Origin of the sequence: Chitinophaga silvatica (assembly GCF_003419895.1) — a bacterium.
In the GTDB taxonomy this organism is placed as follows: Bacteria; Bacteroidota; Bacteroidia; order Chitinophagales; family Chitinophagaceae; genus Chitinophaga; species Chitinophaga silvatica.
Genome location: NZ_QPMM01000009.1, coordinates 294,525 through 315,980 on the forward strand (window position 1 = coordinate 294,525; position 21,456 = coordinate 315,980).

15 protein-coding genes and 2 pseudogenes are annotated in these 21,456 nt (G+C 36.1%); all 17 read left to right on the forward strand.

Going from position 1 to position 21,456, the window contains the following annotated elements; all coding sequences use genetic code 11:
- Position 1 precedes the first annotated feature (1 nt).
- The 17 genes and pseudogenes from DVR12_RS17575 to DVR12_RS17670 all read left to right on the forward strand — a co-directional run bounded on the left by DVR12_RS17575 (position 2) and on the right by DVR12_RS17670 (position 21,443).
- Positions 2 to 10,198 carry an RHS repeat-associated core domain-containing protein gene (locus DVR12_RS17575; protein ID WP_116977094.1) on the forward strand — a complete coding sequence of 3,399 codons (10,197 nt, stop codon included), beginning with the start codon at positions 2 to 4 and terminating at the stop codon, positions 10,196 to 10,198.
- Between the two features lie 2 nt (positions 10,199 to 10,200).
- On the forward strand, positions 10,201 to 10,590 hold the full coding sequence (locus tag DVR12_RS17580; RefSeq protein WP_116977095.1) for a hypothetical protein: 390 nt from the start codon (positions 10,201 to 10,203) through the stop codon (positions 10,588 to 10,590).
- A 398-nt stretch (positions 10,591 to 10,988) separates the two neighbouring features.
- A complete protein-coding gene (locus DVR12_RS17585) occupies positions 10,989 to 11,954 on the forward strand; it encodes an RHS repeat-associated core domain-containing protein (RefSeq protein ID WP_116977096.1) in 966 nt (321 codons plus the stop codon).
- 804 nt (positions 11,955 to 12,758) lie between these two features.
- Positions 12,759 to 13,097 carry a polymorphic toxin type 44 domain-containing protein gene (locus tag DVR12_RS17595; protein WP_116977098.1) on the forward strand — a complete coding sequence of 113 codons (339 nt, stop codon included), beginning with the start codon at positions 12,759 to 12,761 and terminating at the stop codon, positions 13,095 to 13,097.
- Positions 13,098 to 13,103: 6 nt separating this feature from the next.
- Positions 13,104 to 13,460: a hypothetical protein gene (locus DVR12_RS17600; protein WP_116977099.1), complete on the forward strand. Its 357-nt coding sequence runs from the start codon at positions 13,104 to 13,106 to the stop codon at positions 13,458 to 13,460.
- Positions 13,461 to 14,247: 787 nt separating this feature from the next.
- A complete protein-coding gene (locus DVR12_RS17605; protein ID WP_147323478.1) occupies positions 14,248 to 14,820 on the forward strand; it encodes a hypothetical protein in 573 nt (190 codons plus the stop codon).
- 496 nt (positions 14,821 to 15,316) lie between these two features.
- Entirely contained in the window at positions 15,317 to 15,559 is a 243-nt protein-coding gene (locus DVR12_RS17610; RefSeq protein ID WP_147323479.1) for a hypothetical protein, read from the forward strand.
- Between the two features lie 12 nt (positions 15,560 to 15,571).
- Positions 15,572 to 15,880 carry a hypothetical protein gene (locus DVR12_RS17615; RefSeq protein WP_147323480.1) on the forward strand — a complete coding sequence of 103 codons (309 nt, stop codon included), beginning with the start codon at positions 15,572 to 15,574 and terminating at the stop codon, positions 15,878 to 15,880.
- 239 nt (positions 15,881 to 16,119) lie between these two features.
- Positions 16,120 to 16,635, forward strand: a complete 516-nt coding sequence (locus tag DVR12_RS17620) for a hypothetical protein (protein WP_116977103.1) — start codon at positions 16,120 to 16,122, stop codon at positions 16,633 to 16,635.
- A gap of 195 nt (positions 16,636 to 16,830) precedes the next feature.
- Positions 16,831 to 17,214: a hypothetical protein gene (locus DVR12_RS17625; protein WP_116977104.1), complete on the forward strand. Its 384-nt coding sequence runs from the start codon at positions 16,831 to 16,833 to the stop codon at positions 17,212 to 17,214.
- Between the two features lie 12 nt (positions 17,215 to 17,226).
- Entirely contained in the window at positions 17,227 to 17,592 is a 366-nt protein-coding gene (locus DVR12_RS17630; RefSeq protein ID WP_116977105.1) for a hypothetical protein, read from the forward strand.
- A gap of 16 nt (positions 17,593 to 17,608) precedes the next feature.
- Positions 17,609 to 17,926: a hypothetical protein gene (locus tag DVR12_RS17635; RefSeq protein ID WP_116977106.1), complete on the forward strand. Its 318-nt coding sequence runs from the start codon at positions 17,609 to 17,611 to the stop codon at positions 17,924 to 17,926.
- Between the two features lie 944 nt (positions 17,927 to 18,870).
- Positions 18,871 to 19,893, forward strand: a complete 1,023-nt coding sequence (locus DVR12_RS17645; RefSeq protein ID WP_116977108.1) for an RHS repeat-associated core domain-containing protein — start codon at positions 18,871 to 18,873, stop codon at positions 19,891 to 19,893.
- Between the two features lie 7 nt (positions 19,894 to 19,900).
- Positions 19,901 to 20,332: a hypothetical protein gene (locus DVR12_RS17650; RefSeq protein ID WP_116977109.1), complete on the forward strand. Its 432-nt coding sequence runs from the start codon at positions 19,901 to 19,903 to the stop codon at positions 20,330 to 20,332.
- A 77-nt stretch (positions 20,333 to 20,409) separates the two neighbouring features.
- A pseudogene (locus tag DVR12_RS28020) lies at positions 20,410 to 20,751 on the forward strand (RHS repeat-associated core domain-containing protein); the annotation flags it as partial.
- 107 nt (positions 20,752 to 20,858) lie between these two features.
- A pseudogene (locus tag DVR12_RS28150) lies at positions 20,859 to 21,104 on the forward strand (GH-E family nuclease).
- A gap of 6 nt (positions 21,105 to 21,110) precedes the next feature.
- Positions 21,111 to 21,443: a DUF2185 domain-containing protein gene (locus DVR12_RS17670; protein WP_116977111.1), complete on the forward strand. Its 333-nt coding sequence runs from the start codon at positions 21,111 to 21,113 to the stop codon at positions 21,441 to 21,443.
- Positions 21,444 to 21,456: the final 13 nt, after the last annotated feature.

The following is a 21,456-nucleotide window of genomic DNA, read 5'->3' on the forward strand; positions in this document are numbered from 1 at the left end:
GATGAAAAAAACTCCTATACCTATTAGAACATTCTTATTGTTTGTAGCTATTTTAATTAGCTGTGCATTTTCTTTGCAGGCCCAGAATATTCTTAGTGTCAAACAAACTTTGAAAGGCACACAACTCGTCACTGGAGCCGCCATAACAGTAACTGATGATGTGTATTATGATAATACATTGAACTCCAGACTGGAGCCTAATTATCCTGTAAAGAATATCGTCACCCTGAATCTTGATGAAACAAGTGCAGGGTACCCAACTGCTCCGTTTACAGCCACCGCAGTAGTAAAAATAACTTATAAGGGAACAGATAATAATCCACATTTTGTACAGGAAACCTTAACAGTTAATTATGATACAACAACCAGCTATAAAGCCAGGAGTAGCTTCATTTTTAATAATGCGCATTCTGTAACAGTTGAACTGGTAAGCCTTACTTCAAATAATACGGCAATGAATAACTCATTAATTCTTACTAATGAGATGAGTGGAAGCCGTATTTACAAAATGGATATGGCCAAAGATACTGTTACTGCTATAAGTTTTGATCTGGGATCTTTATCACCCAATGCAGACCAGGTTAGGATTACCTGGCCTGGTGTTATTGGCGCTGATGAATATGACTTGGAATGGACCTATATTGACTCTTCTGCTTATAAGAATAATGTTTATGGCAATCCAATAAACACCCAGTTGCTATTCCGTAATAATACAACTCGTACAAGCGTTACAGGTACTGAGTATAGCATCCCTTTGATGTATGATAACAGAGGATTTCTGTTTGCAAGAGTTAGAGCTGTACAGTTGAAACCGGGAAATAAGCGTTTGGAAACTATTTGGCCAAAATCTGTTGCTGTTATGGAATTTTTGGGCCATGAGAATAAATTGAACTGGCAGTCGAATATCAGCTTTGCAGAGGAGGGGAAACGCAAGATTGTAATGCAATACTTCGATGGACTTATGCGTAGCCGCCAGACCGTTACCAAAGATAATAGTACGAATTCTACAGTAGTAGCTGAAACATTCTTTGACAAACAAGGCCGTCCTGCTATTCAGGTATTACCTGCTCCAACTTTAAATAATATTATTTCTTATACTAAGGGTTTTAATACGGGCATCAACGGTGCATATGATGTATCCAAATATGATACACTTATTTCACCTGATCAGCTTTTGAATACTTCCGCAGCATCTATGGATAGTAGTAGTGGGGCATCTCAATACTATAGTGGCAGTAATCCGGACGCAACTAAAGATATCAGCCAATTTATACCAAACGCTGGAGGTTTTCCTTTCACGGAAACTATATATACACCAGATAATACAGGCCGTATAAGTCGCCAAAGTGGTGTGGGGCCGGATCATAGAATTAATAGTGGCCATGAAACAAAATATTCTTATGGAACTCCGTCTCAGCGTGAGCTAGATATTTTGTTTGGTACAGAGGCCGGGGATGCCTCGCATTACTTCAAAAATGCAGTGCAGGATGCAAATGGCCAGTATAGTGTTACCTACCTGGATATGCATGGGCGAACCATTGCGACTGCCTTAACAGGTAATGCAACAGGCGCAAATCTTCAAAGATTGCCTGGTGATACCTCTTTACCTACTGTTGAAACGCTGAGTGGAATAGGGAGGAACACCTGGTCAGATGGAGAGCTGACTATTCATAAAACATTGGTGGTACCTGTAGATGGGCAGTATGATTTCAATTACGAGTATCAGGTTCCTGGGGTGTCGCTAACTACCTGCGGTGGGGGTAAAGTTTATATTGATTTATACTTTGACCTTGAGATTAAGATAACTGATGATCAGTTTAATCAATTACTTCCTGGCAAAACACCATATATATTTAAAACAAAGAATTATGAAGGTTATATAGTACGTAACTTTATCAAAGCAAATTTTTCAGTTTTTCTTAAAGCAGGTACATATGAAATTACCAAGACCCTAAAAGTAAATTCTGAGCAAAACAATAAACAGCAATCATTTTATTTTGATAATGCTACCTGTACTACTTATGAGCAAATCATAGAAGAACAACGTAGATTGCAATCTCCTTCCAATTGTATTCCGGATTGCCAGGGGTGTTTGGCTAATTTGGGAACAAGGATAAGTTTTGCTACTTCGTATATGCAGAAAATGGGTAGGCCGGCTACCGATTCTGTAAAATATAGGGAGGAGATAGACAATGCATATAGTGTTTTGTTGGCCGATTGTGATGCTTTATGTGGCAATACCACATTAGCCGATTCGTATCGCACCAACATGCTCGGAGATATGACTCCTCCTTCCGGCCAGTACGCTAATCCTGATAATAATCAGTTTAAGTATTCTATATTTTATTCTGATGGAGATAGAATTGCTCCAATATATCAGAATAAGAATATTGTTTATCTCGGACCAGATAATAAGCCTTCAACAGTATATGATGAAACAATTGGTAGTTACGTAAAACCTCAGGACCTCTTACCTCAGCAGTTTATGGAGAAGTTTCAGCCTTCCTGGGCTGAAGCGTTATTGCCTTATCATCCTGAATATTGTAAACTTCAGGGTTATGAATTATTTAAACCTGTTTTGCTATGGGATAAACAATTTGGAAATACAGAAACTTATGCTGAGGCATTGGCTGCTAAGTATTTAAATCCTTTGGCCGCTCAGGGTAACGTGTTTGCGCCTTACTCTCAAACAACGCCAACAGATCCGCTTGCAACCAGTTTTCCAGCCTTAAAAGATAAGCTGATAAGTGAAATTAGAGGGGATAATGATAAAAATAACTGGTCGCTGTATAAGACTGCTGCTGTATCTACCTTCTGCCGGAACAGTAATGACCTTACTTGCGCAGATCGATATACTAATGCACAGAGTATCTTCAGCACTGATCTTTGCAAAGGGGATCTGGATATGTTGTGGCGTAATTTCAGAGAACAATATCTGACTGCCAAACGAAAGATTATTGATAGCAAACTGGCTGAAACTGCGTGTCAGCAAAATGGAGGGGCCGTTGATGTCAAAATGTTGTATGACAGCAGTAAAACAGTTCATTTCGGCTCTCAGGATATGGTGCTGGCTGCTGCCGGGCTTTCCAAATACCTGACAGCGGATAAAAATCAGTTGAAAGATTCGGCCAATATTATCTCAGCACGGTTGTATGATGAGAACTGCAGGAGTTATATCAATACCTGGAAACAACAACTGGCACCATGTTATAATAGTCAGCAGATAGACCAGATAATTACACAGTTACTGATAGTTTGTAAAGCAGGGGCAGATGAAACTCATCCTTATGGAGCCAGCACTGTTCCTGAAAGCAATACTTCGCTTGCCAACAGATCTTTCCAGGACGTCATCAGAAAATATAATATTGCCCATAATATTACATCATGTGGTGAAACCAGTCAGTTTTTAGTAACAATACCAGCTCCTTATTATGCACAGTCGGGTACTTCTGACAAACCTGTACTTACCAGACCTGAGGATTGTGAATGTGCAAAATTGGATAGTGCCAGAATGGAATATTCCTGGGCTAAAGTGGGAATGGAAACATTCTCTGAATATTTATTCAGAACATCAAAAGTAAAAATATCGCAGATCGACCTTGAGAATATGATTGCTGCTTGTCATCCATCATCTTCTTCCTGTACATTTTTGGAAAAGCCTATAAATATTCCGCCATATTTCCAATGCTATACACCGGCTCCATGTACTAATTGTAAGGTAGTTAATCAGTTGATTAACCGATATGCCACTGAATTCGGAACAGCAGCCCTACCTGTAATGCCAGGCACTCCAAATGCCCCTGAAATGGATTCGGCATATGAGTTAAAAGCCAACCTCTTTGCTTCATATATGAATAGTAAGCTAGGATATGGGTTATCGTATGTCGACTATCTGAATTTCAAAGATTCCTGTGATATACTTAAATATTCAGATAGTAGTATTATTAGGAAAACAAATACTATCAATGTATTTCAGTTGTATTACCAGGGGAATAAAGTAGATGTTGATATTGCGGACGTTAAGCCAACAAAAGACAGTGGTTATATTTTGGCTGGAGTTACGAATGGAAGTGGGAGGGTCGTATTGGTTAAAACGAATGTTACAGGGAATATCGTCTGGAGTAAGATTTACAATGCTGTTGACACATCCGAAATTTCTAAAGTTTTATCACTAAAAGACGGTAGTATACTAGTAGCAGGATCTTCCTATAAAATGCCGGTAGAGGGTACTGGTGCTCCTGCTTTATTGCGTAAGCAATTGGAAGGTTCGGATAGTGCTAATACTAATTTTGCCAATAAGATGAACACTGCAAATCTGAGTATTGGTAGTGATGGTGTATTACTTGATCGTAGTCGTTCAGCCATTTTCATAAAAGTTGATGCAAATGGAAATCTGATTTGGAGTAGAACCCGGGAAAACATTGAGCAACATACTGGTTTTAATATCAGAGACATATATGAGCTATCTAATGGTGATGTAGCATATGTAGGAGATTACGATGCTAGTTCAAATGCGGTGACCTGTACCCTGGGGGTTCTAGATAGTACGGGAACCGAGAAATGGATGAAGAATATTACGAATAGTAAAATTTCTCAGAATATAATTGAAGACGGTAATGATTTAGTTGTTGCCACCATCAAATTTGGTTCGAATTTTTTCAGTCCATTGCTTTCAAAATTTGATAAGGCTACCGGAGCAGTAGGTGCAACGAAGACTTACAATCTGGGTTCTCATACTGTTGTTCGTGATTTATTCAAAACAACAGGGGGTGGGTACTCTGCTGTGATGGCGAAGTATACTGGTATATACAGTGATACTGCCGCTGTTGTAATCATGAATGTGGATCACGACTTCAATATTAACAACATTTATAAGCTATCTACCCCAGCAGGCAAAGTAATATCAGAAGTAAGTGCTTATCAGCAACAAGATGGCAATTTGTTAATTTCTCAGTTATCAAGAGATAATGTTAACGGAGGTTTTATATGTAAATGGAATAGTAGTAATAACACTATTGCATGGTCTAAGAGACCTTTGTCTACAGAACGCTCAAGCGTAATGCGGCTAATGTCTAAGTATGATGGTGCTTTAGTGGGGGGCGGAGATTACAAGGGTAGCGTTGCTATTTTTCAATATGATAAAGATGGGAAATTAGGATGTGGGGATATGGATGACAATATTAGTGCAACCCCTATAATTGCAGGTGCCGGAACATTTATGCTGTTTACCAATGATATTGGAAAGGGCCTTAATCCTTATTCTGTAACACCTCAAAATTGTACTAGTAAACTTGAGAAAATTGAATGTATTGGTAAGATAGCTTCTAATATCAGTTATATAGATGTACAATATAATGGTGCGAAAGTGCAGATGACGGTAAGTGATGTAACGATTACCAAAGATAGTTGCTATATACTGGCTGGTACTACCAGATCTGATAGTAAGCCTATTATAGTAAAGAAAAATGTCAAAGGCGATTTATTGTGGGCGAATATTTATGATCCGGGATATGTAACTACTGTAGCCAATGTGTTGCCTTTGAGAGATGGCAATATATTGTTGGCAGGTAATTATAATACTGCAGCACCAGTGCAGGCTACAACAATGGCAATGGTAGCATCGGTATCAGAGGATACAACTACGAGGAGAATGGAATTAATGGCCGCTGCTGCCACTACTAGTAGCCTCTCCAATTTATTTGTGAAAGTTGGATCTAATGGAAATGTTATATGGAGTAAGTCAATCCATGGTGCCGGTACCGGATATAACCTCAGAGAAGTCGTAGAACTATCTAATGGAGATATAGCCTATGTGGGAGGTGATGATGCAGATTCCTACAATATACGTGGAACCATCGGACTTTTAGATAGTAATGGTAATGGTAAGTGGTTGAAAACCATGACGGGTATGCATATTACCCAGCGAATTCTTGAAGATGGTAATAATTTGCTTGTAGCTGCGATATGGTATGGCAATGGTTATTATAATCCTGGTTTTACCAGGTTTAATAAGGTTACCGGAGCAAACGTTGTTCATAAAGAATATAATGTAGGGAACCATGTCCAGGTGAATGGCTTATATGCTATGCCAGGTGGTGGTTACAGAGCAGTTATCACAAGGTATGAGTCTATAAACTCATTTAATGGATCTGCCATGATATTGAACCTGGATAATGATTTAAATTCAACAGGTGCTTATCTATTATCTAATCCTGATAAACCTATAAAGAAAGTAGGGTCATCAATGTTGTCTGATGGTAGTTTGTTGTTGACTCAACAAGCGACTGATGATTTGAATGCTGGATTCGTTTTAAAATATAAAAACAATAATACGGTTGCATGGTCTGGTCGTCGTTTAACGAATGATTCTTCCCTTATTGTGAAATTACTACCTAAATATGATGGCTCTTTGGTGGGGTTAGGACATTACTATTACAGTCCAGCAATCTTCACCTATAATGATCTTGGAAGGCAGCTTTGTGATGATAGGGCTGACAATATTTCTGTTACCGGCTATTTACCAACAGCAGCGCCTATCAGCCCATATTTTGATACACTTTCTTCAGTGATGTCTGATCGTCCATTAACCGTAAAACAAGGTATTGGAACGGTTCAAATTATAGAATGTGGAGTTGCAGGTGGCGGTACAACTAATATGTCGTTGTATCGTGGACCATTACTATGTCCTCAATCTACCCCTTCCTTCCCTGAAGTAGAAGGAAATACTGCTTCCAATTGTTCTGACAGTACATTCTTTCTGGTAAGTACTGCAACAGAAATTTTAAAGGCGAAGAGAGATTCGCTTACACTTAATTTTAACAAGGTATTACTAAATGCTGCATCTGCTTCAGGTAATTCTGAAGTATTTACTGTTGGTTATAACAAATCTGAATATCATTATACCCTGTATTATTATGATCAGGCAGGAAATCTTGTTAAAACAATTCCTCCCGCTGGAGTTATATTAGATACAAGTGCAGGCTGGCTCAAAACAGTGAAGGATGCCAGGACTGCAGGTACAACAGCATCGCCAAACTATAATTTGGCAACAACATATAGGTATAACACCCTTAATCAGGTTGTTTCTCAACAAAGCCCGGATGGTGGTGTTTCGACTTTCTGGTATGACAGGCTTGGCCGCCTAGCTGTTTCCCAAAATGCAGAGCAGCGCAGAGGTAATTACTTCTCGTATACTGTTTATGATAATTTAGGAAGAATTACAGAAGTTGGGCAGGTGAAATCTACAGTTGCGATGACTGATGTAATTAGTCGTAATGCCTCTCAGTTGCAGCAATGGTTGAATAATGTTACCAATTCTAAAACTCAGGTTACCAAAACTGTATATGATATACCTAATGAGATGATAGATGGTATATATCTAGTTAGTAAGAACCTGCGGAATCGGGTAACTTGGTCGGCTGTTTATCCAAGAGCTACTGAACTGGATGCGTTGGGGCATAGTCATGCAACCTATTACAGTTATGATATTCATGGTAACGTGGATACGTTGCTGCAGGAATATCATTTAAACAAGATGGATACCTCTGGCAATCGCTTCAAAAAAATCGCCTATGACTATGATCTAATTTCAGGTAAGGTAAATAAAGTCTCTTATCAGCCAGGGTCACCAGATGCATTTTATCATCGTTATTCATATGATGCAGAGAATAGATTAACAAATGTTGAAACTAGCAGGGATGAAACCTATTGGGAGAAGGAAGCATTTTACAAATATTATAAACACGGACCATTAGCAAGATCAGTAATTGGTCAGCAACAGGTGCAAGGTATCGATTACGCCTATACGTTGCAGGGGTGGCTGAAGGGTGTAAATAGTAGTACACTTTCATCTTCCTTTGATATGGGTAAAGATGGAGGAACTGGAAGTACCGTAGCAACCGATGCTTTTGGTTATTCATTGCATTATTATGGCAACAATGATTATAAGCCTATAGGAGGCAACATGGTTTTAGGCAAAGGGGCCGCAAATAACACAACCCTGTTCAATCCGTTATACAATGGTAATATTGGAGCGATGGCAGTAAATATTGCAGGTATAGATAAACCATTGTTATATAACTACAAATATGATGTATTAAACCGTTTGGTAGGGATGAAGGCCGCAACTGGATTAAGTATAACCACCAATACATGGACTCCGGTTGCAACAAACGATTTTGCAGAAAATATTACGTATGATGGCAATGGTAATATTCAATTTTATGCCCGCAATGGAAATGGTTCTGTTACTGGTAAGTTGGATATGGATAAAATGACTTATAAATACAAGTCAGGAACCAACCAATTGGATAATATAACTGATTCTGTACCATCATCCAACTATTCTACTGACATAGACACGCAAGTACCGAATAATTACAGGTATGATGCCATTGGTAACATGATCTCAGATAGCGCCAGTAATATCCGTGCCATAGGATGGAATGTGTATGGAAAAATCCAGTATATCGTTAAAACTGGAAACGATACAATTTTCTACACTTATGATGCTGCCGGCAATAGGGTAAGCAAAATGGCAAATGGGGTACAGACTTGGTATGTAAGAGATGCTACAGGTAATATACTCAGCGTATATACTAAGAATGATCCGAATATTAACAATAAAGATCTGACTCTGATCGAAACCAATCTTTATGGTAGCAGCAGATTAGGTGTTCTGTATCAACAAATTAATGTAGAAAATTTATTGCCTCCATCTACCAAAGATTTACCTAATTTAGGATCAGGATTTAGTTCTATCTTTAATCGTGGAGAAAAGGTCTTTGAATTAAGTAATCATTTAGGTAACGTATTATCCACTGTCTCAGACAGGAAACGGCCTAATATTCTCAATGGCACAACAATAGACCACTTTGATCCGGTAATCAAAACCGCTCAGGATTATTACCCGTTTGGGTCACTGATGCCTGGTCGTGGAGGGTATGCTATTGTCAATGGTTGGGTAGGTAATAATACTACAGTTAACGGCTATAGTTTACCTTCGAGTTTATCATTGAATACCCGTAGTGGCAACCAGCCTTCAGAGTACGTGGCTACCAATTCTATTGATTTTAATGTTGGTTTTGTTTCTGGTACTGGTGATAATTTCAATGCATATATTGCTGATGCGAGTTATGCTGGAGGAAGTGGTAGTCCGAATGGAAGTTTGGGTATCGATGGAAACGGTACATATCGTTATGGGTTTAATGGGAAGGAAAATGATAATGAGGTGAAGGGAGAGGGAAATCAGCAAGATTATGGGATGCGAGTGTATGATCCGAGGATTGGGAAGTTCTTGAGTGTGGATCCGTTGGCAAAGAGTTATCCATTTAATAGTGTGTATGCCTATGCAGAAAATAGTCCTATAAATTTTGTTGACCTTGATGGGCTAGAAAAATTATCTCAACAGTACCTTAATTCCATTGATAACAATAATGGACCTCGTTTAAAAGTTATAAAAGAGGATAAAAGTCTGAGCCAAATCGCAGCGCGTGGAGGATTTGATGCGGCACTAAATGCAAACTCTTTAGGGATATCGGATTATACTGGAGTTACAGATCATTTAAATGAATATCAAAAACCTGATGAACGGGAGGCATATATTAGAGGACGAATAGGTGGTGGTGTTGCAAGTGCGGTTCAGGGTCTTTTTGAAATTTCAGGGGGTGCATCTGGAGGACTTGCAACCGCAGGGCCAACATTAGGAGGAGGAGCAATTGTTGGTGCTGGTGTTGTTGCACATGGCTTTGTGGTTGGTTCATATGCGATGGCGGATATAGGAAAAATGCTTGCTCAACTTAGGCAATTAAATTCCTCAAGTGGTGAAAGCCCTGAAGGTACTTCCAATACTCAAAATGGTAGCGAGGCTTCTAGTCCTTTATCAGGTCAGGAAAAAAGGAATCAGAGATATTTGCAGTATAGAGCCAATTGGTCTCGGGCAAATTTAAAAGAAGTTGTTAATAGATTAACTCCGAATGTTGAAGGAGTGGTTAGTCAAGATGGAGTGAAGACTAGATTTATAAATGAAAAATGGGAGATTATTGCGGATAATGAAAATAATTATTTTAGGATTAAAAATCTTGAGACTAACCAATATGTTCTTCCTAACGGAAAACTTCCAAGTACAAGTGGATATACTGGAAAGGAAGCAAGTAATTACATGCAACAAGTTACCCATATATTAAATGTCGAAAATTAAATATGCATCCCTACGATAAAAAATATTGGATTTACGTACCTCCTAAATTTATTAATGAAGATGAAATGGAGTATACAGAGGTTAAACTTTGGTGTTTTTTCAATTTGACTCCAAATAGCCCTAATACCTTAGTATTGAAAGAGGAGGAAGTTTATTTGTTACAAAATGAGAGTCAAATTTTCGATATAATAAATGAGGAAAATGATTCGATGCTTGGCATATTTGAGGACACTGAAATTTTTGATTCGTCAGTCAAATCAATAGTGATTAGCCGTTTAGCACAATATAGGGTTGAAGTTAAGAATGAATTAATATTAAGACTACTTAATGAAATTCTCAGACTTTTGGAGATATCATATACTACAAATAAGGGGATTTACTTTATGTTTTAGAGTCGAATATTCCTAAACGTAATTGATACGTTTAGGAATATCTAAGGATTATTTAAATAACATTTGATAAGTCGTCCTTTTTGATATTATGATTAGTCCAGCATATTTTTTTGAAAGAAATCTTTAAACTTAGTGTCTTGTCCTGAAATAGGTTTACATATTTGATGTAAATCTATTTTTATGACAAGGCATTTTTCTTCTAATTGTAACCGACCTAATTATGAAAGTTAATACAACACTCCTGCCTTCATCATATTATGATGATTCTTTTACTAGATGTTCAAATGCGAAACGATAATAACTCGCTAGGAATTCTTTATTAATAGGTAGTACCTATATGTATGATATGAAATGACTGAAAAATCGGTGGTTAAACTAATAATGGAGGTTCATTTAAGATAGGAGGCTATCTTTATGGGTTAAATGGTAAGGAGAATGATAATGAGGTAAAGGGAGAGGGAAATCAGGTGGACTTCGGAGCAAGAATTTATGATCCGAGGATAGGTAGATGGAATAGCTTAGATCCTTATCAAAAGAAATACCCAAGTTTTAGTCCATATAATTTTGTGCTGAATTCTCCTAACTATCTGAAAGATGTTGATGGGCGTGATGTAGGGGTAACAATTTCTGGAAATACAATTACGTTTAGTAACACCTTCTTTTTACAAGGTAGTTCTCAAGTAATGCTAGATCATATTAATAAAGAATACAATAGGATGTATAATGGAAAACTTGGAGGTAAATATGTTGATGCTACTAGTGGAAAAGAATATACAGTAAAATTTGAATTTAGTTTTAAGATAGCTACTAATGACGATATAGTGAGGATTTCTCAAACTTCATCACCTTTAGCAGAGTCGCTTGTGAAAATTAATCCAAACTCTGGAAATGGCTATTCATCTGGTGACATTGGGGGCAATATTATCAGAATGGATAGGGGGGTAGCATATGATATTGGGTTTTATTTGCATGAGGGTTCTCATAATCTTGGCCTTAGTGATAGATATGATAATATGGCATTAATAGATGATAATGGTTTTAGAGCGAAATTACCGAAGGAATTTGAACATTTAGATAATCAATCCATAACACAACCAGGATTTGAGGGTGATCCGCTTGGAGGTAATTATAAGTTAGATGAAAATAATAATTTGGTTCCAGATAAAGCAGTGAATTATACTCAAAAGGTGGTTGATCAATTTGCATCTAAAGCATTAGAGTATTCTAAAAATAATAATGCAACAAAATTTGTATTGGACGGAAACTTGGATACAGAGGAGAATAAGAATAAAGGAGGATTTAATAAGATAAGGAAAGTTCCAGTAAAATCGGCCGAAAATATTATTAATAAAAAATCTAATTGATGGTTAAATATTTGTGTCTATTGGGATTTTTAGCAATTTGTGGTAAAACTATTAATATTTCAGACTCAACTAAAGTCAGCTATAAGATAATTACAGATACAGGTTTTGTAATTTATACTCAACCACACTTTACAGGTCTATTTGTTGTCACGAGAAGTGATAACTTCATAAAAGAACTAGATGACAGTAATAGTCTAAAGTATTATAAAACATATCATGAGGATTTTAAAAAGTTTATTCTTCTTAATGATACCCTTCCAAAATTTATTAAATATGATAGTTCAATTTGTGTATATAATAATGGAAAGTTAGACCAAGTTTCTATTACTTATTTTAGGGTCGTGTTGACTTTACGAATTCCAAAGAATGTTGTTTTAAATAACGTGGTTCCGAGGAATTATCAATCAGAATATTATCTTGAGAATAAACGGTCTGGGAAAAAGACATATTTAATGGAGTATGGCAGTCCAATATGGGATATATTTGATTGTATTGCTTATAAGTTACTACCTTAAGTTACTATTGTATTGAGCGATCAAGGGTCTTCTAATTATAAAATGAGTGCGGTGATATTCTGAATATTCGAACGAAGGTATTATATTGAATGAAGATAGTATCATTTTTGATGATTTAGGTATTAATGGTTTGGAAAATGGTAAGTTTTTTAAAGAGGTGATTTCGTATTAAAAAGATACTTTGGAGGAGAAGACGTATATTTTTTACTAGAACGACACTATTGTCTTGTCCTAAAATATATTTACATATTTGATGTAAATATATTTTAGGACAAGACATATTTATGGCTTGGGGAACTCAGACCATACTAAGTTTATATTTCAAGGGCAAGAGATGGAATCCCAAGATATAGGTAATCATCACTTTGGAGTAGTGGCAAAGGCAACAGGCTTCTTTTATGAGAAACTAATTTTAGTTAAAGCAGGTGAAAATCAAATGACTAAACCAGGAGCCTCTAAACCGGAGTGGCAGAAGTATATTATCCATCGTGAGCGAGTTCCATTAGAGCATGGAGGTTCATATACAATTGAATACAAAGAATGGCTACCGCCATATGGGGATGATCCAAGAGATCAGTATTGGATTATTCAAGGGTTTAACTACTTTAGAGAATTTAATAAACGTTGATTTAATATGAAACCTTATACTCCAAAGTTTTTTTTGATAGTATTATTTAGCTTAATAGTATTGAATTTATTTTCCTGCATTTCTCCATTGTCAGAATCGAAACCTTCTGTTTTTAAGACAATAAAGCTGCCAAACAAGGGGTATTTATTGAATGTAGAAATTTATCCATCAGATGCTACTATTCAAGGAAGTGTAACAGTTCTTGCAAAATATATTGATTCGACCTCTGTATTGGGGCGTTTTGAAAGATATAATCAGATATTTATGGATTCGGTTTTAGGAGATTCAATGATTATGTTGTGCTTAAAGGATACAAATTCATCTGTTATTATTGCTGATACTATATATCTTAAATTGCCTTAAGTTTTACTTAAGATCGAGCGTATAAAAATTAATAAGATGCTTTCTGACTGAGATAGTAAGGACTTCGATTTTATTTATTCACAGTTGAAGTTGGTCTATCTTGAAATCCTTGGCATAAGTATCAATAAGATAAATATGTAACCCGGTCGCAGACCGGGTTACATATTTGATGTAAATCTATTTTCATGCCAAGGCATTTTTCTTCTAATTGTAACCGACCTAATTATGAAAGTTAATACAACACTCCTGCCTTCATCATATTATGATGATTCTTTTACTAGATGTTCAAATGCGAAACGATAATAACTCGCTAGGAATTCTTTATTAATAGGTAGTACCTATATGTATGATATGAAATGACTGAAAAATCGGTGGTTAAACTAATAATGGAGGTTCATTTAAGATAGGAGGCTATCTTTATGGGTTAAATGGTAAGGAGAATGATAATGAGGTAAAGGGCGAGGGAAATCAGCAGGATTATGGGATGCGTGTGTATGATCCGAGGATAGGAAGGTTTTTGAGTGTGGACCAGTTAGGAATGCATTTTCCATGGAACAGTGCTTATGCATTTAGGAAGAGGAATATACAGTTTTTGGGGGGGAGGAAATGAGAAATATAAATTATGGGTTTCCTGGACAATCTGTAAACTTTCATTTCAATCCTAAAGTTTCTAAAACTGAAGTTATCGATATATCAACACCTGGTTTGAAACAAAAATAATATGCATCGAATTATATCAGAATATCTTAGTCAGTATAAGTTCCAGTATAGAAAATATAACTTGCTTATGAAAAAAGTGCAGATGGGAACTATGGGCTATGATGATTTATTGCGAGAAATAGACCCACGCAGTATAGAAAAATTGAGAGCTCTTTGTGAAGATGATTATGCTAAAGCTCTTAATGAAGTATCAGATACAGGATCAGTATTTTTTGAATGGATCAGGAATGCAGCTGAAGAACATGACTTTTATCTTTTGGAGGTGTTGATTTCAGTAAAAAGTGAGGTTGAAAATGTTGACTACACCTGTATTAATTTGTATCTACTAAATTATTTCGTGGAGTGTTTTGAGAAATTAGAAGACGAGGAAGATATAAGTTATGCAAAGTATTTATTTGAATGGATACTCGATGTATTAGATAACGAAACGGAAGAATGTACTGGAATATTAGAAAGAATTTTTTCGCTCGGCAAACCGCCTGAATGGTATGTAGGATTTTATGATCAAATTATGAAGCTTACTTTAAGGGCTCCTGTAAATGAAAAGACATTTTCCGCTGTGAAGAAAGGACTATCAGTAGAGACGACGCCAGATATTAGAACTTTTTTGGAGGAATATCTTGAGGAGAGAATGTCTTAATGTATCGAATGTTAATAGATAAATGACAAAGCCAGAACATCTGGGCTTTGTCATTTTATGGAAGTTCTTTGATTGCATAACTGTCACCTTTATTATTGTATCTTTTTTCATTCGATGTTCAAATAATAAACAATAATAACTCACTTGGAATTCTTTATTAATAGAGTTGCATCTATATGTATGATGAGAAATGACTTAAAAATCGGTAGTTGGACTGGTAATGGAGGGTATTTACGATTAGAGGCTATCGTTATGGGTTTAATGGGCAGGAGAGATCAGATGAGATAAAAGGTGAGGGAAATAGTTATACAGCGCAGTTCTGGAAGTATAATCCGAGGATTGTAGGATATGGAACTTAGATCCGAAACCTGTAACGGGTATTAGTGAGTATTCTGTTTTAAACAATAGCCCAATATTTTCCAGTGACCTATTAGGGGATGTATCAGACCCACCTCCTGGTGCAAATTTGGCTGTCTGGGTAATAGCTTTTATGTATATGAATTATTATCAACCGGTAAGTAGAGGAGTAGAAAACTACCATTTAAAGGAGTGGAGTCAGATTAAAACAGATACAAAGGAGTTTGCAGGAAATACTTATTGGGGTAATATGGGAACCATCAATGGACAGCTAAGTCTATATACAGGAGGAATGTATTCTAGATCTGCAGAGAATTTTAATTTAAGTGTAGAACAAGCTAAGGCTTTCCAAACAGCATCAGGAGTGAGTGAGAAAATATAAGTGATATCTGAGATGGGTGGAGGTGCTCCGATGCCAAAAGTTGCCTTGTCTGGAAACGCTGGTGCAGTTTTGAAGCCTGTGGTAGCTCTTGAAATAAAGATAGCAACTGTAGTAATGGCTAAGGCATCTAACGCAACTGTTTCGGGCCAAATATCTGGAATGTTGAATGGAGAACCTAGAGATATTACTACGCATAACTTAGAGAATGTTGTAAAGAATTTTAACAATGTATATTTCCAAATAGGGAAGAATAGTAAATTGATACTTGATAAAGCTGGACTAACCCATATTTTGGGGCGGAATCATCCAGATTTTAGATAAGGTGTTGATAAAGCTATACAATCTAATTTTCCTTCTAATACAACGGTTAATGTTATAGTATCCACAATTGAGAAAATTATTAAGGGAAATACAAATAAAATTTTAGAATTAATGACAGGTAAAAATGGTGCCAATGCCCAGTTTGAAGTAGGTGGGAAAAAATATCAGTTAGGTCTTAATAGTAGAAACACCAATAGAATTGGACAGTTTTTCGAAATAACCAATTAGAAATTGTAATTATGATTAGTATAAAGAACTATTTAAGGAAAAGGCAACTTGAAAACATTCAGAGCATGCGTCTTGCTAATGAAGATGATTTTTTTTACATAAAGGACGAAGTTTTATTGAATAAGAATAAGGAATGGTTTCAAATGGAATTAATATACATTCCAGGTGCAATAAACATAGAGATTAATTATAAAGAAGTAACAGGATTTGTAGATTGGGACTATCCATATTGGATTTATACGCAGGCTACCTGTCAAATGGACAACATTTTGGAAGGAAAAGGATTTCGGTTACCACACCTAGAGTCAGATATATCCTTGGATGTTAATGTACTTAGTAAAGATCGATATTTAATTGAATATAGAGAAGGGAAGAATGTCAAGAGCAGAATTAATTGTGAGAGATTGATTTTTTTGAAGAGTTTCTTTTATTCTGCTCTCGAGGCTCTTAAAGTTGCAGAAAGATTTGGAATAGATTGTAGTAAGGAAATAAATATACTAGAAGGTGGATTGTTAAAGTTAAAATAGAAAATTCAGAGGGGATGTCATTGAAAAGGTGAGTATAGCTGTATGGGTTTAACGGGCAGGAGAGATCAGATGAGATATAAGGTGAGGGAAATAGTTATGCAGCGTAGTCCTGGGAGTATGATCCGAGGATTGGTAGGAGATGGAATTTAGATACGAAACCGATGGTTGGATGGAGCATTCAATGATAATCCAACTATGTTCGGTGATCCTCTTGGAGATTGCAGTGTATTTGATCCTGTAGGGAAGATTGTCCATTATGACAAAAATGATAATGATAAGCGGGTTTTTATGTTGCAATATGATAATAACTTAAAGCTTTTAGGTAGGATAGGTAGACTTGTTGATGTAAATGAAATAGTTGGAAATATTGTTGTAGCAAATACTCCGACTGCACGACAAACATCTTCTGCAGGTTGGGTGAGGAGAGTGCTTCCAAATGCGCTCTGGTACTACAAAAATAATAAGAATACAATTTTTGGTGTAATATGGGCAGAAGATATAGCAGCAGCAGGTAGTATTAAACCAAATGATCCTGAAAAAGCGAATAATCCACTAAAGTATAATGGAATGACTATATGAATAATGAAATCTATGGCTAAAGTTGGAGCAGCCTCAATGGTGAAAGGACAACGGACAAAATTTCTTTACGGGTCATATGTATTTAATGGTTCTGCAGATTTTGGTAATTGTCATGCAGGTTTCATGGGTGTCCAACAAGGTATGCCTAGAAATACACAGTATTTGTGGGCTGGTATGGATGAACTTGTGAAATTGCATCCTAATACTTGGGAGCGAATAGTACAAATATTGAGTGGTAGTTCTCCAATGGGAGATCAGCCGATTGATCATATGTGGAATAAACAAGGAATGACAGATGGAGAAAGTTTATTAATAATTTATCCCAATAAGTATAATGCAACAATTATGGATCGAATTCTACGCACCGGACCGTATTAGTAATTAAATATTATTTATGAGACTATTATTAGGATGGATCACTATTTTTTTGATAGCTGTTTTGTCAATTTTTATCAGCTTCAATGATTATAGATATGAAAATGGAATTAATATGAATATGCTTTTATGGTCAATAGTATTGTTGGCTTTGGGTATATGGTCATTAGTAAAACCAAAGTTGGCATTCATATTAATTCTAATTTTCTATCTAGTCACTGCCATTTACCGTTACATTACACAAGGCGGAGAAATACTAGTATTTTTACTTATTCATATTACTTTTATTGTGGTGATGCTTTTATCTATATGGGTAGTCTTTACTAAAGAAAAGTAACATAGATTGTTAGCTGAAATGTTAGAAAAAAAGGTGAGTTCACATTGATTAATAATATAAACAGCTCTGATAATATCGGAGCAGTTTTATTTTAGTATAGATTGTAATTTAGCTTTGGCAAGAAATGCGTCCAGTAAAGAATATACACATTAATTATGAAGTGGATAATATTTATTTGTCTCTTAAGTTTAGGATTCGCTTGTAGAATGAGGTCTAATTCAAGAGTGACTTATAAGAAATATTTAAAAGAAGCCTTCGCACGGAAAGATACATCATACGTTCTATCTGTAATCGATAACTTGAATGACGTGACAATTTCAGATTTCGAGTATTATGATATGTTAGTAAGAATATGTCAATTGTCTGGATTTTATTATGGAAATCTTGATGCACGATCAGATTTATATAAACATAAATCTCAAAGCGAAAGAATGATACTTCGACAAAATACAGCAAAAGTGATGTCGATATATTCGAAATCGTGTTTCTTTCTGCATTATGCAGATCCCGATGTTTTTCAGTCTATCGAGCAAGATTTTTGGAAATATGAGAAATTATCAACGAAAGATCTTGATCAGATAAAGCGAAGGTTTGATTTGCTTTGCATGGCCGATAAGAGAGACGTCAAAAAAAACTGATTTTTTGATCTCAAATAAATTCAAATTCACTTGTGTCTTTTCCTGAAATAGGTTTACATTTTTGATATAAATCTATTTTCATGGTGAGGCATTTTTCTGCAAATTGAAATTGACCTAATTATGAAAGTTCTTTGAATACATCGATCCTGCCGTTATAATATGTATACATCTTTTTTTACTTCATGTTCAATGGCGAAATAATAATAGGTTACTGCGGATCCTTTAATAATATCGGGTGTACCCATATCTATGATGTTGAATGGCTGATAAATAGGTTGTCTGGGTGGTACCTTTGGCACAGTGACGATGGGAAGCTATCGTTATGGGTTTAATGGTAAGGAGAATGACAATGAGGTGAAGGGTGAGGGAAATCAAGTGGTCTTTGAAGCAAGGGTGTATGATCCGAGAGTGGGCCGTTTCTTATCATGTGATCCACTGGGAAAAGAATATGCATTTCAAAGTTCATATGCATTTGCTGCTAATAGCCCAATAAAATTGATTGATGCATTGGGTTTGGCACCAGACGATCCGCCTAAAACTCTCTATACAAATACACAAGCTGGAAAGCAAATTTTTACAGAGGGATTTAATGCTTCGGCGCATGGTAAATATTCAAAATATAACTGGTTTAGTACGGAAGCGAATGCTTCAAATACTGGAAGAACAGGGCTGGGCATATCGTTACAAATGGAAGGGATTAATGTATCAGATGCGCATATTATTACTAAAGAGCAAACAAGTGCTTGGGAGCTTGAAGCGATAAAGGAAATGGGTTATGATGATAAGAAAGGTTTTAGTGCTGCGAAGAAATCTATGAGTAAGGAGGCATTTAGTGACTTGTATACAGAAATGAGAGGTCGAATGTATGATAAAGTTGGTAAATATATGGATAGTAAGAATCTTCCATCTTATATTCTTGAAAGAGATGGAACATACGCAGTGTCAGATGCAGCAGCAAATTCTGGAACTATAAAAAGTATAAGTGGGTCAGCAGTAGCAGTCAAGGCCCTTAATGGTTTAAAGTGGGGAGGCCGCGTACTCATGACAGTTGCTGTAGCTAAGGACTTGTATGATATATATAATAGTGGTTTTGAAGTAAGGACGATTGTAACGAAACTAGGCTTTTGGGGAGGGGCATGGGCTGGTGGTTCGGCGGCAGGTACTGCTTATACTGCAACTGGATTAGATTTAGCAGGACCTTGGGGATGGGTTGGACATGGTGTAAGTGTGATAGCAGGTGGGGCAGTAGGTGGTTTTTTAGGACAAGAAGCTACTAAAACAGTATATGATTATGTAACAAAACCTGGTGTTAAGCCAGGGATGAAATAAGTTATAAATGGTCTTTCCTCAAGAATTTAATGAAGCATATTGGTACAATGATGAACTTGGTTATTTGCAGATAATTTTAAGTAATAAGAATGCAAAAAAGTATTTATGGTTTAACGGTATGGATTTTTATGGTTTGATTACTTTAAATTCTATTCCACTTTCATTTAAGGAGTGTGATTTGAAAACCAAAGGTGATAGCTTTGTTGTTGAATCCATAAGACAGTCTGATGATATTTTTTTTATTAAGCTATTAGATGGAGACATCTGGCAAATATATTTTATGCTTGATGGAGAAAATATTCAAAGACTGTCAATATTTAGTAAATTAGAACATGGTAGTATACTTTCGCCATTAGGAGTAAGCCTTTATGAAGCAGCTTGGCGACGGTTTTCAGAAGCCATGGAGATTGAGGTTTTGGCTGTTGATTTCATTGAGTAGTGTTCTAGTTCATCGTTACAAGTAGGATACATCAGGTAGAAAATCGGTGGTTCGATTGGTAATGGTATGGGTTTAATGGTAAGGAGAATGATAATGAAATCAAAGGAGAAGGAAATCAACAGGATTATGGGATGAGGGTGTATGATCCGAGGATAGGAAGGTTTTTAAGTGTGGATCCGTTGACGAAGAATTTTACTGACTTGGCTCCCTATCAATTTAGTGGCAATACACCAACAGATCTTGATGGTGCAGAAACATATCTGCAACGTCACCAAACTGCTTTAAGAAATAATGTTAAAATAAAAGTAGCAATAGCGGATAAAGTTATTGCAGATGCGCAACAGGCGGAATTAAATAGATGGAAGCCGAAAGAAATGGAAGTATGGTTAAATGATCCATACATGAAACTCCTCCGATGAAGGCTCAAAGCGATAGCAAGAAAGAAAACCGTTCTGAATATGAAAAGTATAGAACCAGAAGACCAAGTTATGGACCTACTCAAGTTCAGGATGTGTGGGATTAAAATATTAACAATGATGGAAAGGTTAGAGACCAGAATAAAAAATGGATTATTTTAAAGTGGAATAAGAATTTACCGCGTACTGGTCAGTGGGATATGGGGCATAAACCAGGTCAAGAATATAAAAGACTATTTAATAAACTTATGAAATGAAAGATCTCATTCGAGAAGTTTCTAAAAGAATATAGAACCCCAGAAAATTATCATCCCAAAGACCTTTCTAGCAATAGGGGTCATGAACATGAAAAGTAATAATAAATGAATAAAAAGTTTAAATTGTCAGCAAAAGAGATTGTTGATTTAATCCCTCCAATGGGAGGGGCTTTGGCAACAGACAAAATTACAGTCGATGGAATGAAAATTGGTTATATGTATAGAGAAAAACCAATAAATGAATTAGATAGCGGCTGGAGATTTTTTGAAGGAGATGAAGGTCAGGAGTATACTAATAACACTAAAAATAGTGGAGTTTATAACGTTAATACAATTGCTAATTATGATCCAACAATAATCCCTTATTTGTTAATGCCTATAGGAACTAAGATGGAGAGGATTCCTGGAACGAATAGGTTTAAAGAAGTATTTGATTGAATATTGCAATTCC